This window comes from Limisalsivibrio acetivorans, assembly GCF_000421105.1.
In the GTDB taxonomy this organism is placed as follows: domain Bacteria; phylum Chrysiogenota; class Deferribacteres; order Deferribacterales; family Geovibrionaceae; genus Limisalsivibrio; species Limisalsivibrio acetivorans.
Window position 1 is genome coordinate 1,182,254 of the sequence record NZ_ATWF01000001.1, and the last position, 14,475, is coordinate 1,196,728.

The 14,475-nt window shown below is 48.7% G+C and carries 16 protein-coding genes; 5 read left to right on the forward strand and 11 right to left on the reverse strand.

Annotated elements, in window-relative coordinates:
* Positions 1-7: 7 nt before the first annotated feature.
* From K300_RS0105670 to typA, 4 genes are all read right to left on the reverse strand, one after another.
* Complete coding sequence (locus tag K300_RS0105670) at positions 8-844, reverse strand: ABC transporter permease (protein WP_022850699.1); 837 nt, start codon at positions 842-844, stop codon at positions 8-10.
* Between the two features lie 2 nt (positions 845-846).
* Positions 847-2,079 (reverse strand): glycine betaine/L-proline ABC transporter ATP-binding protein ProV, encoded by a 1,233-nt coding sequence (proV, locus tag K300_RS0105675; RefSeq protein ID WP_022850700.1) that lies wholly within the window; start codon positions 2,077-2,079, stop codon positions 847-849.
* 20 nt (positions 2,080-2,099) lie between these two features.
* Positions 2,100-2,552 carry a MarR family transcriptional regulator gene (locus K300_RS0105680; protein WP_022850701.1) on the reverse strand — a complete coding sequence of 151 codons (453 nt, stop codon included), beginning with the start codon at positions 2,550-2,552 and terminating at the stop codon, positions 2,100-2,102.
* Positions 2,553-2,853: 301 nt separating this feature from the next.
* Positions 2,854-4,692, reverse strand: coding sequence for a translational GTPase TypA (gene typA, locus K300_RS0105685; protein ID WP_022850702.1), 1,839 nt, complete (start codon positions 4,690-4,692; stop codon positions 2,854-2,856).
* A 250-nt stretch (positions 4,693-4,942) separates the two neighbouring features.
* On the opposite strand from typA, the gene K300_RS0105690 reads away from it, so the two are divergent.
* Entirely contained in the window at positions 4,943-5,734 is a 792-nt protein-coding gene (locus K300_RS0105690; RefSeq protein WP_022850703.1) for a 4Fe-4S dicluster domain-containing protein, read from the forward strand.
* Here the strand turns inward: K300_RS0105690 and K300_RS0105695 are convergent.
* Positions 5,731-6,135, reverse strand: a complete 405-nt coding sequence (locus tag K300_RS0105695; RefSeq protein ID WP_022850704.1) for a hypothetical protein — start codon at positions 6,133-6,135, stop codon at positions 5,731-5,733. The two genes, K300_RS0105690 and K300_RS0105695, sit on opposite strands and share 4 nt — an antisense overlap.
* A gap of 121 nt (positions 6,136-6,256) precedes the next feature.
* On the opposite strand from K300_RS0105695, the gene K300_RS0105700 reads away from it, so the two are divergent.
* A complete protein-coding gene (locus K300_RS0105700; RefSeq protein WP_022850705.1) occupies positions 6,257-6,628 on the forward strand; it encodes a YbaN family protein in 372 nt (123 codons plus the stop codon).
* Here K300_RS0105700 and K300_RS16045 read toward each other — a convergent pair.
* The 5 genes from K300_RS16045 to K300_RS0105725 all read right to left on the reverse strand — a co-directional run bounded on the left by K300_RS16045 (position 6,594) and on the right by K300_RS0105725 (position 10,679).
* Positions 6,594-8,108 (reverse strand): sensor histidine kinase, encoded by a 1,515-nt coding sequence (locus K300_RS16045; protein WP_022850706.1) that lies wholly within the window; start codon positions 8,106-8,108, stop codon positions 6,594-6,596. The genes K300_RS0105700 and K300_RS16045 overlap by 35 nt on opposite strands.
* A 60-nt stretch (positions 8,109-8,168) precedes the next feature.
* On the reverse strand, positions 8,169-9,125 hold the full coding sequence (locus K300_RS0105710) for a YitT family protein (protein ID WP_022850707.1): 957 nt from the start codon (positions 9,123-9,125) through the stop codon (positions 8,169-8,171).
* A gap of 110 nt (positions 9,126-9,235) precedes the next feature.
* Positions 9,236-9,355, reverse strand: coding sequence for a desulfoferrodoxin (locus K300_RS16515; protein ID WP_022850708.1), 120 nt, complete (start codon positions 9,353-9,355; stop codon positions 9,236-9,238).
* Complete coding sequence (locus K300_RS14715; protein ID WP_022850709.1) at positions 9,336-10,277, reverse strand: PA2778 family cysteine peptidase; 942 nt, start codon at positions 10,275-10,277, stop codon at positions 9,336-9,338. Before K300_RS14715 ends, K300_RS16515 begins: the two co-directional genes overlap by 20 nt.
* 6 nt (positions 10,278-10,283) lie before the next feature.
* On the reverse strand, positions 10,284-10,679 hold the full coding sequence (locus K300_RS0105725) for a PA2779 family protein (RefSeq protein ID WP_022850710.1): 396 nt from the start codon (positions 10,677-10,679) through the stop codon (positions 10,284-10,286).
* Positions 10,680-10,893: 214 nt separating this feature from the next.
* On the opposite strand from K300_RS0105725, the gene K300_RS0105730 reads away from it, so the two are divergent.
* From K300_RS0105730 to K300_RS0105740, 3 genes are all read left to right on the forward strand, one after another.
* Positions 10,894-11,181 carry a sll1863 family stress response protein gene (locus K300_RS0105730; protein WP_022850711.1) on the forward strand — a complete coding sequence of 96 codons (288 nt, stop codon included), beginning with the start codon at positions 10,894-10,896 and terminating at the stop codon, positions 11,179-11,181.
* Between the two features lie 25 nt (positions 11,182-11,206).
* Positions 11,207-11,653 (forward strand): sll1863 family stress response protein, encoded by a 447-nt coding sequence (locus K300_RS0105735; protein ID WP_022850712.1) that lies wholly within the window; start codon positions 11,207-11,209, stop codon positions 11,651-11,653.
* Positions 11,654-11,763: 110 nt separating this feature from the next.
* Entirely contained in the window at positions 11,764-12,522 is a 759-nt protein-coding gene (locus K300_RS0105740) for a sulfite exporter TauE/SafE family protein (protein WP_022850713.1), read from the forward strand.
* Here the strand turns inward: K300_RS0105740 and K300_RS14720 are convergent.
* On the reverse strand, positions 12,519-14,465 hold the full coding sequence (locus tag K300_RS14720) for a copper-translocating P-type ATPase (RefSeq protein WP_022850714.1): 1,947 nt from the start codon (positions 14,463-14,465) through the stop codon (positions 12,519-12,521). The two genes, K300_RS0105740 and K300_RS14720, sit on opposite strands and share 4 nt — an antisense overlap.
* Positions 14,466-14,475: the final 10 nt, after the last annotated feature.

Consider the following 14,475-nt stretch of genomic DNA (forward strand, 5'->3'; position numbering starts at 1 on the left):
CTATGTTTTATTTACCCAGTCCCTGGGTAATCCTGTCAAGAACCATGGCCATAAGAACGATGGCAAGACCGCCTATGGTCGCAAGTCCTATATCAAGCGTATTAAGTCCCTGGAACACGGGGGTTCCAAGCCCGCCCGCACCAATGAGGGCGGCTATAACAACCATGGAGAGTGACATCATGATCGTCTGATTAAGCCCTGCCATAATGGAGGGCATGGCCAGCGGAATCTGCACCTTGCGCAGAGTTTGCCATGATGTTGCGCCGAAGGCCTCCGCCGCCTCCACAAGCTCCGGGTGAACCTGTCTGATACCAAGGCTGGTAAGGCGTATTATGGGGGGCATGGCGAAGATAATCGTTGCAAGAACACCCGAAACCGTACCGATACTGAAAAGCATTACCACCGGAACGAGGTAAACAAATGCCGGGGTTGTCTGCATCGCATCCAGAACTGGCCGGAGCGCAAACTCAAACTTATCGCTCCTTCCTGAGGCAATCCCGAGGGGGACTCCCACAATAGCACAGAAGAGTACCGCACAGAGCACCATGGCAAGGGTTGTCATCGCATCCTCCCAGAGGCCAAGCCAACCTATGAGAAACATGGTAAACACCGTAAACACCGCCAGCCTTTTTCCTGAGAACTTCCATGAGAGAAAGGCGAATAACGCTATAATGATAAGCGGGTGTACGGTATTAAGCGCCCAGTCGAAACTGTCGAGTGTTTTTTCCACAGGAAGCTTTATAATCTGAAAGATGTCCCTGTAGTTCATAACAAGCCAGTCAACGGCCTGCTGGATCCACTGGTCCATGGGGATCAGTCTTTTGTCAAAGTTAAGCCATTCCATTACTATTTAACCCCCTCTTGCTGCTGTTCCTCAGCCTGCTCGTTGCTTCTATGGAGCGTTCTGAGGAACCTGTTCTTTGAAATAACTCCCATATATCTGCTCTCTTCATCGAGGACGGGAATGGGGAAAGGTTTGTTTGTCACTTCGGGGAGGATATCCTGCATTGAGTCCCCTGCCCCTGCGGGTGTCATATCGATAAACGCTTCATCGATTGAAGCTTTCTCGTTTTTATCCAAAACTTCACGGAGTGAATCTGCGGAGACCATTCCAATAAACTTCTGATCAGCATCAACAATATAGCCGTACTCCCTGTCGTGGGAGATAAGTCTTTGCAGAGCCCCTCTGGGTCCTTCCCCGGGGTGTCTGAGGATGGTTACCTGAGTTTTGCTGGCGATATCCCCTGCTGTGAGGATATTTGTGGGGTCAACACCACGGAAGAATGCCCGAACGTAGTCGTCTGCGGGGTTCTGAAGTATCTCCTCCGGCGTTCCAACCTGAACAACACGTCCACCTTCCATGATTGCGATCCTGTCACCAATACGCATAGCTTCGTCCAGGTCATGGGAGATAAAGACGATGGTTCTTTTTGATTTCGCCTGCAGCTTAACAAGCTCATCCTGCATCTCTGTACGGATAAGGGGATCAAGGGCGCTGAACGCCTCGTCCATGAGCATAATGTCCGGATCCACCGCCAGTGCACGTGCAAGGCCGACCCTCTGCTGCATACCCCCAGAGAGTTCGTTTGTCATGCTGGAAGCCCAGGCATCGAGCCCAACCTGCTCCAGAGCCTTCATCGCCCTCTCCTCACGCTGCTGTTTATCTATTCCACCTAGCTCAAGGCCGAAGGTTACGTTCTGTAGAACTGTGATATGGGGGAGCAGTGCAAAGGATTGAAATACCATACTCATTTTGTGTCTTCTAATCTCCACAAGCTCATCCCTGGGCATGGATGCAACATCTTCACCGTCTATGTAAACATGCCCGGCTGTGGGATCAATAAGCCTGTTGAGCATCCTGACAAGGGTTGATTTTCCTGATCCGGAAAGCCCCATAACAACGAAGATCTCACCCTGATTCACAGTGAATGATGCATCACAAACACCCACAGTGGAGCCAGTTTTTTCAAGAATCTCTTCCTTGCTGAAACCCTCCTCAGTAAGCTCTATAGCTTTTTGAGGTTTAGGACCAAAAACCTTAAACAGATTTTCAACCCTGATCTTTTCAACGTTTTCCATTTGTCTCCTCTGTTTTAAACTTAGTCGTCTGTACGGTAGTCCAGACTTTTCTGCATGAGTTCAATAACCTGTTGCATAGATAGGCTGATTTGTTTCTTTTTATCATCATCAAGTTTTGAAAACTCCATAAGAAAGTCGTCTCTTGAAGTGGCAGGGAGCTTTTCGACAACGATCCTACCGGTTTCTGTCAGCCTAACAAAAACCTTTCTTCTATCGGGCTTATTTCTGTCACGCACAGCCAGACCCCGCTCCTCGAGCCTGTCGAGTATGGCTGTAAGCGAGGCGGCGGAACGTCCCATCATCTGGGCAAGTCTGCCGACATAAATGCACTCTTCTTCGTTAATAATCTTCAAAAAAAGCATCTGGGTAGCACTCAGCTTGTACCCGTCCACCTCAACTGTCTGAGATTCAAACTGCTTAAAGATCCGGGTTATCTGCTCAAGTGAACCGATTACTGCATCAATATTTTCCACCTGAAATACCCCTTGTTATTTGCTTTTTCAGCATCAATCATTCCTGCCTATATATTCTTAGCATGTATTACTTATATATTTATATTTCATATCTAAAATAATTGCAAAACATTTTTGCAGAATTATCTATTCTAATGGAACGAAAACAGTTTTCCTGAGCCTGTTTTCTACATTCTAGCAATTAGTTACAATTTATATCAGACAGTTGCAAAACCTTGGCTCTGTTATGGTACAGACAATAAAAAAGGCGGCCCTGAAAAGACCGCCTTGGTGAAATTTATATTTCTATTTGGTGTATCAACTAGTTTTTACCTGAAAGTTTCTTCGCCCTGTTGGTGTGCCTTTCCTGGGCTGAAAGAACCTGTTTTCTGAGGCGAATCGACTCAGGAGTAACCTCCACCAGCTCGTCCTCTGCGATAAAATGAATAGCCTTCTCCAGCGTCATGGGGGGAACGGGTGTGAGAACAGCAGCCTCATCCTTGCCCGAAGCACGAACGTTTGTGAGCTTCTTCTCTTTGCAGGGGTTGGCATTCATATCATTCTCTTTGTTATACTCGCCGATAATCATACCCTCGTATACCGGATCGCCGGGTCTTGTGAACAAATTACCCCTGGGCTCAAGGTGGAAAAGAGCATAGGTAACAGCCTTACCAGCCCTGTCGGATACGATGGAGCCTGTGAACCTTGAGGGTATCTCACCCCTGTGGGGTTCGTATCCGGCAAGGAGGGAGTTCATGATGCCGGTTCCCTTTGTGTCAGAGAGAAATTCATCACGGTAGCCGATAAGCCCCCGGCTGGGTATGGAGAACTCCATGCGGACACGGCCGGTACCGTTGTTTATGAGATTGGTGAGCCTGCCCTTACGCAGGGAAAGCTTCTCGGTAACAACACCCACAAAGATCTCCTCGCAGTCCACATAAAGGCTCTCGATGGGCTCGCAGAGCTGGCCGTCCCTTTCTTTGAAGATAACCTCCGGCCTTCCGATGCACAGCTCAAAACCCTCCCTGCGCATGGTTTCGGCGAGGATAGCCATCTGGAATTCACCCCTACCTTTAACAACGAAGGAATCCTTATCTTCTGTTTCCTCGAACTTAACGGCGACGTTCATGAGCGTTTCTTTGGTGAGCCGCTCCTTGATCTTGGAAGCCTGAACAAACTTCCCCTCTTTTCCTGCAAGGGGGCCTGTATTTGTGGAGAAGCGCATGGAGACCGTGGGCTCATCCACCTGTATACGCTTGAGAGCCTTGGGCGCATCCTTGGTGCAAATGGTATCACCGATGGTTATATCATCAAGGCCGGAGACGATCACGATCTCCCCCGGTTCCGCCTCGTTCACCTCAACCATACCCATACCTTCGTATATCTGGAGCTTGCTCACACGAAGTGTCTGGAGGTCGTTCTCCTTCCCGATACGGACAAGCGTCTCGTTCGATTTGGCAGAGCCGTTGATAACCTTACCTACGGCGAGCCTGCCGAGGTAGTCGGAATATCCCAGATCGCTTACCAGCATCTGGAAGGGTTCCGCATCATCGTAGGCGGGCCCGGGAATCTCGCTGACGATCCTGTCGAAGAGGGGTCGGAGATCCGTTCCCTCGTCTTCAAGGTTTTCCTTAGCGATACCCTGCTTGCCGATGGCGTAAAGAACGGGGAACTCGATCTGCTCGTCATCTGCGCCGAGATCGATAAAGAGGTCGTATATCTCATCCAACACCTCATCTACACGGGCATCGGCACGGTCGATCTTGTTTACAACAACGATAATCTTCAAGCCCGCCTCAAACGCCTTTCCGAGAACAAATCGTGTCTGGGGGAGGGGTCCTTCGGAGGCATCCACAAGGAGGATAGCGCCATCAACCATAGACAGAGCTCGCTCCACCTCACCGCCGAAATCGGCGTGGCCGGGTGTATCGAGGATGTTAATCTTTATATCCTGCCAGTTTACGGAGCAGTTCTTGGCGGCGATGGTGATACCACGTTCCCGTTCAAGGTCCATACTGTCCATAAGACGGTCGTCCACTTCCTGATTCTCCCTGAAAAGTCCGCTCTGCCTGAACAGGGCGTCCACAAGGGTTGTTTTCCCATGGTCAACATGGGCTATAACGGCAATATTTCTCAGCCGCTGATTTCTAGTCTGAGCCATAATAATTTTCTCCGGATTCTGTTACTGTATAAGGGAGGACTGAATCTTCTAGTAGTCTTTTGCACAAAAGTAAAGGAATTGTTACTGGTTTATGTGTTAAATATTCTTGAGAAAAGCCCTGCCTGCAAGGCACAAAGGGGGGATAAAAACACCCATCATCCTGCTAATATACAGCTTTTAACCTATTGAAGATTTTCCTTCAACGATATATCCTTAAAAAATAACTCAACGATTATAATATGGAGGAGCCATGACTTTAAAACGGACCGTTATCATATACTTCTCACCCACAGGAACAACCCGGAGCGTACTGCAAGCCGCCGCAGAGGGTATACCCCTCGGGGACACCATAGAAATCGATCTTACAAACCCGGTTAACGAAAACTACCGCATACCCGAGGACAGCCTGACGATAATAGGGGTGCCCGTATATGCAGGCAGGGTACCTGAGACAGCTGTGAACAGGCTCAAAGACATAACCGCCCACGGCTCCCCCTGTGCGGTTGTATGCCTTTACGGCAACAGGGAGTTCGATGATGCCCTTGTGGAGCTGGAAGACCTTGCGGAGGAGCTCGGCTTTCATGTAATATCCGCCGCTGCCTTCATCGGCGAGCATTCATACTCCACCGAGGAAACACCCATAGCCCAAGGGAGACCCGATGAAGAGGACAAAAAGAAGGCTGTGGAGTACGGTCGAAGCCTCATGGCCAGAGCTGGCGAGCTCGATTCCCCGGAGGATGCGGATCCCGAAGTCCCCGGGAACAGACCTTACAAGGAGCGTAAAACCCCCGCAGGAGTATCTCCGGATACCGACTATAACCGCTGTGCGAAGTGCGGCAAATGCGCAGATAGATGCCCGGTTAATATAATAATGATGAGGGATGCCGCACAGTCCCGCCCAAAGGGGTGCATACTCTGCAACGCATGTGTGAAAACATGCCCCACGGGTGCCAGATACCTTGATATACCGCAGGTAAAGCAGTGGTCAAAATGGCTCCATGAGAACTGCGCAGATAGGAAAGAGCCCGAGATATACTTCTAAACTATCAGTTTAGCCGCATAGAATGATGCTGTAAGGATCGTCATGTATATTATGAACATTGCCGCACCCCGCCATATACCTATAGGTGGATCTTTAGGTGTGGGTTTAATCATCCGCCCGAAGGTGAGCGGAGGTATACATGCGGCCAGAGCTGTTGATAGATAGATGGAAAAGAGCATATTTATATTGAATGCCCTGCAGAAGGAGATTACGGTAACCCATGTGAGGAAGCTGAACACCCATGTCATAAGTGTTATTACCATCATGTTTTTATAGCCGGGCGCAAAGCCGGCGGCGATCTTTGCAACTATCCTGAGCACAAATGCCTGTACGGGGATTGATGCCGCAAAGAGCAGTACTCCGACTATAAACAGTATCGCAAGTCTCAGAAGAGCTTCCAAAGGTTCCTCCTGTGTTGGGAATATGATTTAATAGCTGAAACGGAGATAAAATGAAAGGGTTTATCGGGGTAAGTGAACGAACAAAACGATTTAAATATCGCCGCAGAGGTTGCTGGACTTGATGAAGCTGATCCTCACGGGAGCGGGCTTTATCTCCCTCGGGCTGGGCGTTGCGGGGATGTTTCTACCCGTACTCCCCACCGTACCCCTTATTCTGCTGGCATCCTTCTTCTTTGCCCGCTCATCGGAGCGATTCCACAAATGGCTTCTGGAGCATCCCAGATTCGGCGGATACATAAAGAGCTATTCAGCTGGCGAAGGCCTGCCTATGGGCGTTAAAAAGAGGGCAATAGCTATGTTGTGGCTCTCCATAGCCCTCTCCTCAGCCTTAACGTATCAGAGGATATGGCTCCCTGTCCTACTCTTCTGCATAGGCACAGGGGTTAGTATTTATATACTCAGGCTTCCTGTGAAACGGGAAGAAAGAGTGTAATAGCTGTCCCTTTACCCTCTTCGCTTTCAACTTTCAAACTTCCGCCGAGAAGATCCGCAAACTCCCTACATATAACAAGACCAAGTCCTGTGCCCTTCTCCCCATCGGTTCCGGGTCTGGATTCCTTGTTTGTGATATCGAAGAGACCTTCCTGCTTCTTCTCGCTCATCCCCATTCCGGTATCGATAACACTAACAAAAACAGACTCCCCTTTCCTGCCGCATGCCAGAGTCACCTTTCCCCCTTCCGGGGTGTACTTCAGCGAGTTTCCGGCCAGGTTTCTCACGATGGTTATAAGAAGATCCGGATCCGTTTTCACCCTACCGCAGGGTGAGCCGTCAACATCCATCTGGATTCCTTTTTTAACGGCCAGAACAGACAACTGATCAGCTGTGTCCTTAAGCAGGTCCATGGTATCGACATCACGGATATTCGGCTTAATTAGTCCGGTCTGCGCCCTGGCCCATGAGAATGAATTCTCCAGAAGCTCATAGAGGTTCTGGGTATCCTTCTGCGCCTGAATGATGAATTTACGCAGGAAGTCCTTGTCGTAGCTGTCGAAATCGTTCTTAAACACATCAAGAAAGGATGCAAGACCTCCGATGGGTCCTCTTAGGTCATGGAGGAGTATGGAGAAGAGCTTATCCTTTGTGGCGTTTGCCTCCTGCAGCCTTCTCTCTTTGGTCACAAGCTCGTGGAAGATTATCCTATGCGGCTCCTCCAGCCCGGTTCGAACCACAGAACGGTAGATGCAGTAGAAGGAGAAAAGCTTGAAGTAATGCCCTATAAGGTTGGATATGCCGTAATTATCGATATAGAAGGTGAAGGCAAGCTCCGCACCTATGGTGAAAAAGAAGGAGTACATCATATACCTGTAAACGTAGGAATCGAAATACTCCCTGCGTTTATAGAGCAGAAAGATGGAGAAGAGTATAACAGCGGAGATAATATACTCGCTCACCTTCTTGAAGGTGGTAAGCCCCTCTCCTTCAATAAAACAGACAGGAAAGATGCGCCAAACAAATATACTGAGGATGATAAGCCCTGTTATGATGAAATAGACTACAAAGAGCTTAAAGACATCAACATTCTCTTCCTTCTTGATAACAAAGAAGGCGATGAGGAGAGTTATGCTCTCCATATACCTTGCCGCAATCCAGAGCTGGTTTGCGTAAAAGTCATAATCGGTGAATATCTCCATCCCCGGGTAGCTTAGCGTATGCAGCATATCCAAAAGCCCGATGAAAAGATAGGGAACGGAGATGAAGAGGAGGTAATTATTCTTTATGAAGCTGCGCGAGTGCCAGCCGATAAGGAAGATACCACCTGCAATGACTATACTGAACAGCTCTGAAAGGCTGTGGAACAGGAGATAGTTATATCTGCTGGAAAAGAAAAGCGCAACCAGAGTAAACAGCCAGAACAAAGAGCTGTATGCTTTACTAACCTTAGTCTCTTCCTGATATTTTGAAAATACCATTAAACAAGGCCTCCTTGGATATTCCTGATAATATCACAAAAAAGAAGCCTTGGGCAAAGACTATGTTTTCTTAGCTGGTTTCAGGTGTGTGAACCCGAACCCCCCGTATGCCTGCTGGGCATTTCCTATCACCAGAAACGCTTTCTCATCAACGGCAGAGACGATATATTTAAGATCCGAAACCTGGGATCTCCGTACCGTGCAGTAGAGCATGGAGCGTGATTGTTCGGTATAAGCTCCCGTGACAGACCATGTGCTGACCCCCCTCTGGAGCTCGTTCATCAGCGTGTGGCTCATCATCTTAGGATGCTCGGTTATTATCATGGCGATACGTACCTGACTAACGCCCTCAAGGACAAAGTCGGAAACCATACCGCCCAGGAGCAGGGCCAGTGTTGCGAGCATAGCCTTTTCCCAGCTAAAAACGAATCCAGCAAGAAGGATGATCGCCATATCCGTAACCATGTAGGACTGGGAGAGGGGAAAGCCGGTATGTTTCTGGAGGATACGGGCGGGGATACTCGTTCCGCCGATTGTTCCACCCGCTCTGTATATTAGTCCGGCACCAAATCCGAACACAACGCCTGCGTATATGGTGTTAAGCAACAGATCCTCGGAAACGGGATATCTCCGCATCATATCAGGCAGATACCTTACAAATATATCGGAAAACACAGAGAAACTCACAACGGATACGGATGTGGAGAAGATAAACCTCAACCCGCCGAGGGAGTAATAACCCCATATAATGAGGGGAATATTGATCAGCATGTAGAGGAGACCGACGGATACGGGAATATAGTTATTTATAACAATTATAAGACCGCTTATACCACCGGCTGCGATCTGGAAAGGGAGCTGGAACAAAACATATCCCAGAGCTGCAAGGGCACTACCTATCACAATACCGGACTGCTGTGATAAAAACCTTGTAACAAGCTGCCACTTGGGGATCAGGTATTTAAGTCTTCTCCTGCTTCCGTTTACAGGAACAGATTTTTCATTTTTTCCCTTCACCTGCGCACCCCCTTCAAATAAGACCGCATCAATAATGTCCCGAAACTACATATATGACCTGCGGGCTGATTACAATAATAAATCAGAGTTAATTACTAAATCAGTAAAGACTAGCCTATCTTATCCATCTTAGTCATACAGCACATCAGGGCGCCGCTTCCCCCCTGCTCCACCTTAACCTCTGCCATGCACACCTTGCACTTGTAGATCTCATTCTTCTTTGTGGCCATTCTGCACCTCTTCCTTTATCTCGTTTAATGTTTGCCCCGCCTGTTTACTAAACCTTCCCCCAAGGGACACGGCTCTCTCGGCGGCATCCAATGCCTTATCGTAATCCCCCGTTTCCAGAAGAATATTTGCCAGATTATTCCAGAGAACTCCCCTATCGGGGTTTGCTTCCACAAGGTTCTCATATACCTCTGCAGCATGAGCAAGCTCACCCTCCCCATACAAATAATTCGCATAGGCCATGCCTGCAAGGGGATTATCACTCCATTCACTGTACGCCCCTCTGTAGTACTCCGCAGGGTCACCTCCAACTTTTTCAAAGGCTGTTACGGAATCCACATAGGATGACGTTGACACAAAACCGGGTATACCATAGGGCTCAGGGAGTATGAAGCCCCATTTCCCCCCACGGTTCCAGGTATGCTCGAAGGTGGCTTCATCAAGGATAAGATCCTTCTCCAGACCGGAGTGCAGGCGAACCTTTTTCTCATCGGGATAGAGCCCAGTTACCACGGCGTAATGCCATACAGGGGCGAACCTGAGCCCGTTATTCTGCAGAACAACCACAGGATAGCCCATAGCAAGGGAATCCCTCAGCTCTGCGGGAGTGCCTATCTTATAGGGAACACGTCCGAAACGTCTGGCTCCGGAGAGCATCGCCGTCTGCAGGCTCCCTTTTCTTGAAGGGGTGTACACTGCACCGGTGAGGTTATCCAGCTGAACATCAACACCGCTATAGTCGAGCACAGCCGCCAGAGAGGCTGGACCGCACTGGTACTCCTCCTGCGGATAGAAGGGAACGTTCTCCACACTTACAGAAGAGGTTACCTCACTCTCCCAAACAGGGCTTACCTTCGCCGTACAGGCGCTTAAAAAAATAAAGACGGCGCATAAGAGCGCCGCCTTAAAGCTTGATGTTTCCAATTCTCTTTATCTTGTAAACTTGTAAACGTTTGTATAACCCATGATATCTGTGAAAAGAAGTACAAGGAAGATGAGAACAAGTGCGCCGACTATACCGCCGAGATCGCCACCTGCGGGTGCATTCTTAAGCTTGCCCGAAAGTGCTATAACCTCAGCATCGCTTAGTCCCTGAACCCTCTTCTCAGCTTCTTCAGGTGCAACTCCCATACTCATCAGCTCATTCCTGAAATCATCCCTCGCCATAACGGATGATACATACTCCCTGGCTTCCTCCGCCTTCACAGACATGGAAAACTCGGAAGTGCTAACCATCCCCGCCGAAGCAACCTGAAGAGGCCCCGAAACAGAGAACATCACTGCGGCCATAAAAAGTGCCAGCATCCAGTTCTTAAATGCAATCATACTTTCCTCCATAATAATATAATAACAGGGTCAAATGTCTCCCTCTTGAATGATAAGCCCTCCCCCCTCCTATTTCAACCTTTCATGTTTAATACGGTTAAATAACGGATACCTAAGTTTTTTTTGTACACAGGGTTGATAATCATACCATTTAAGTTATATTGAGAACCACGAAGATTCACATATGAACTATTATTTAAGAGGAGGAAAAATAATGGAAGAAAGAAGCGTTTACATCGAAAAACTGGAAGCCAAGCTTAGAGAGCTTGAGGCAGAAATCGATAAACTCAAGGCAAAGGGTGAGGGCAAATCAGCCGATGCCAAGATAGAGTTTGAGCAGGCAATGGGAAGGCTTGAGGCAAAGCGTGATGAAATGCGCATTAAGCTGGAGGATCTGAACAAATCCACTTCCAGTGCCTGGGAAGAGCTCAAAGTTGGAACAGAGCAGGCTTGGAACGACCTCAAGAATGCAGTAGCCAACGCCTACGAAAAATATAAGTAAGGCAGTGCCTTACAAGGAGGTTCATTTGAGAACCATCTTGAAATATGCGTTTATGTACACCTTTGCGGTTATGATAACATCTGCTTTTTTAACAGCAGGACCGCAGAAAGCATACGCAGACAATCATTATGATGATAAAATAGAGCAGAAGTACGAAGCTCTTAAGGAATACTCCGAGACCCATAAGGGTGAGGCTGTGGAAACAGCCAGAGAACTCAGGGAGGATATCGACAGGCGAATTGATACGCTGGAGAATAGAGCGGATGAGGAATGGGACAATATGTCCTCGGACGCTAAGACAAAATACCGCAAACAGATGCGCCAGCTGAGACACCAGCAGAATGAGATATCCGAATGGATAGGCGAGCTGAAACATTCCACAGGTGAAGCTTGGGAAGATGTAAAAGGCAGCATTGCCGATTCCTACGAGGATACCAAGGAGTATGCAGAGGATGTTGCCGATAACTTCTAGGTACAATCTGTTACTATGAATAACCAGGGCCGGGTGATTATCCGGCCTTTTTTATGCCCCTATCTCTTATAAATAATGGACAAGTCGCCGAAATAGAAATATAACGCAGTATGGACTTCTATATTCTTAAGCTGATTCTTCTTTTTGTATCCGGTTATATTGCGGGGATCATAAACACCATCGCCGGCGGGGGCTCCTTCCTGACAATACCCATACTTATTTTTTTAGGTCTTCCCCCGACAGTTGCCAACGCCACAAACAGGCTCTCGGTGTTCATGCAGTCCCTTTCCGGCCTTCGGAAGTTCCGTGAGCACAAGGTTCTCCCACTCAAGTTCGGGCTCATAATATCGATACCCGCCACCGTCGGTGCACTCATGGGGGCATACATGGCCACCATCGTGAGCGATGTCGCCTTTAAGAAGTATCTGGCCGTTTTCATGGTCCTTATGACCCTGCTTACGTTCCTTAACCCGGGAAAGATGCTCGAGAGCAGGGATGTTCCCATAAGTCCTGCTAAGTGGGTCTTTCTCACCGTTGCGATGTTCATCGTTGGCATCTACGGCGGATTCATACAGGCCGGGGTCGGTTTCCTGTTCCTCGCCGCCATGAGCATAACAGGCTACGACCTGCTCAGGGGTAACGCACTCAAGATGTTCGTTGTTCTGGTGCTCACCACCTTCTCGCTGATAATCTTCATAGCCAGCGGCAAGGTAAATTTCTTCCTCGGTCTCGTACTGGGAGTGGGAAGCGTCCTCGGTGCCCATACCGGAGCATCACTTTCCGTGAAGAAGGGGAACAAATTCATCCAGCGATTCGTTGTTGTAGCCGTAATATCCTTTGCAGTTCTTCTACTACTCGATATGCGCTAGGCCTTCCTCAGAAGCTGGGCGTTAAGGGCGACTATAACCGTGCTCAGCGACATAACAGCCGCACCGAATGCCGGCGTAATAACAATACCAAGCGGCTTTGCAAGACCTGCGGCCAAGGGCATAGCCACAACGTTATATCCAGCCGCCCACCAAAGGTTCTGCACCATCTTGGAGCCTGTGTTACCTGAGAAGTCAATGATTCTCCCCATCTTTGAAGGGTTGTTCTCGCTGAGAACGATATCTGAACTTTCAACGGCGACATCCGTTCCAGCGCCAATAGCGATACCGATATCCGCTGTAGCTAATGATGGTGCATCGTTGATACCGTCACCAACCATGGCTGTGGTTCCTTCCTCCTCCATAACACGCTTCACCTTATCCTCTTTTTCATCGGGTAGTACCTCTGCAAAATATTCATCTATACCAAGCTCATCGGATACATCACGGCTGACATCCTCGGAATCCCCCGAAAGCAGGATAACCTTTATACCCATATTCTTAAGGCTTGATACAGCATCGTAGGAATCCTCTCTGATGGTATCACCCACGGCAAAAAGCCCTTTCACAGAACCATCCACGTTAAGGGCGATTACGGTTTTACCCGCATTCCCCCACTCCTCCGAATGGGACAGAAACTCCTCTCCTGCATTCTCTGCGGCGAAGTCCATCTTACCGATAAGCACCTCTTTCCCGTCAACGGAGGCCTTCACACCCTTACCTGAGACAGCTTCGAAGCTGTCCGGATCCAAGGGGCTAACCCCCTTTTCCTTAGTGTGGGAAAGTATTGCGGCGGCATATCCATGCTCAGAGCCCTTCTCTGCGGAGGCGGCAATGCGCAGATTCTCATCCTCATCCTCCGGAAAGTAAGTATCGTCAACGCTCAACTCACCGGTGGTAAGGGTTCCCGTTTTATCGAAGATAACCGCCTTAAGTTCGCTTGCCGCTTCGAAGGCCTCTCTGTTTCGAATGATAACCCCTTCAGAAGCCATTCTGGATGTTGCAATGGATGCTGCAAGGGGTATGGCAAGGCCAAGGGCATGGGGGCATGCGATAACAAGAACACCAACCGCCCTTGAAAGCCCTGTCTCAAGACCTGTAAAAGATGCCCAGAAAACAAAGGCGGCAATGGATATACCAAGAGCCAGATAGAAGATAAAGGCGGCTGCCTTGTCCGCAAATAGCTGTCTATCTGATTTACTCTCCTGTGCCTTTTCGACCAACTCAATAACACTGTTGAGGAAGCTCTCCTCTCCGGCACCGGTGATCTTAACATGTATGGAACTGTTACCGTTTATGGAACCACCCACAACCTCATCACCCTTCCCCTTGGCAACGGGCTTTGATTCACCGGATACGAGGGATTCGTTAACCTCCGATTCCCCTTTAACGATCTTACCGTCCGCAGGGATGCTTTCACCGGGCTTCACAAGAACCGTATCCCCTTTCTTTAGATCGTTTACTGATACCGACTTAACATCATCCCCATCAAGTTTATGTGCCTCATCCGGCAACAGTTTTGCAAGCTCTTCAAGGGCTGAGGATGCGGAGCTTACACTGCGCATCTCGATCCAATGACCGAGGAGCATAACATCAAGCAGTGTCGCAAGCTCCCAGAAGAAGGGTGTCACATTGGGGATAAAAAGAGATACAACCGAGTAGACGAAGGCCACAGTAATTGCCAGGGATATCAGAGTCATCATTCCGGGGCGGAGTGACTTGAGCTCATCAAGCGCCCCTTTGGTAAAGGGAAAGCCCCCGTATGTATACATGAATACACCGATCGCACCCTGAATCCAAGGTGCAAAGGGTATATGCAGAACCTGACCGAGTGTCAGCTTCTGTATAAAATCTGAAAGTAAAAGTACGGGTATTGTCAGAACAAGGTTTATCCAAAAACGTGTTTTGAACATCTGAATATGATGTTCATGACCGCCGTGTGCCATCTTATCCTCC

Excerpts from the sequence above, each read along its gene's own strand:
- K300_RS0105670 (WP_022850699.1), bottom strand. The coding sequence starts at position 844 with ATGGAATGGCTTAACTTTGACAAAAGACTGATCCCCATGGACCAGTGG.
- proV (WP_022850700.1), bottom strand. The coding sequence starts at position 2,079 with ATGGAAAACGTTGAAAAGATCAGGGTTGAAAATCTGTTTAAGGTTTTT.
- typA (WP_022850702.1), bottom strand. The coding sequence starts at position 4,692 with ATGGCTCAGACTAGAAATCAGCGGCTGAGAAATATTGCCGTTATAGCC.
- K300_RS0105690 (WP_022850703.1), top strand. The coding sequence starts at position 4,943 with ATGACTTTAAAACGGACCGTTATCATATACTTCTCACCCACAGGAACA.
- K300_RS0105700 (WP_022850705.1), top strand. The coding sequence starts at position 6,257 with ATGAAGCTGATCCTCACGGGAGCGGGCTTTATCTCCCTCGGGCTGGGC.
- K300_RS16045 (WP_022850706.1), bottom strand. The coding sequence starts at position 8,108 with ATGGTATTTTCAAAATATCAGGAAGAGACTAAGGTTAGTAAAGCATAC.
- K300_RS16515 (WP_022850708.1), bottom strand. The coding sequence starts at position 9,355 with ATGGCCACAAAGAAGAATGAGATCTACAAGTGCAAGGTGTGCATGGCA.
- K300_RS0105725 (WP_022850710.1), bottom strand. The coding sequence starts at position 10,679 with ATGATTGCATTTAAGAACTGGATGCTGGCACTTTTTATGGCCGCAGTG.
- K300_RS0105730 (WP_022850711.1), top strand. The coding sequence starts at position 10,894 with ATGGAAGAAAGAAGCGTTTACATCGAAAAACTGGAAGCCAAGCTTAGA.
- K300_RS0105740 (WP_022850713.1), top strand. The coding sequence starts at position 11,764 with ATGGACTTCTATATTCTTAAGCTGATTCTTCTTTTTGTATCCGGTTAT.
- K300_RS14720 (WP_022850714.1), bottom strand. The coding sequence starts at position 14,465 with ATGGCACACGGCGGTCATGAACATCATATTCAGATGTTCAAAACACGT.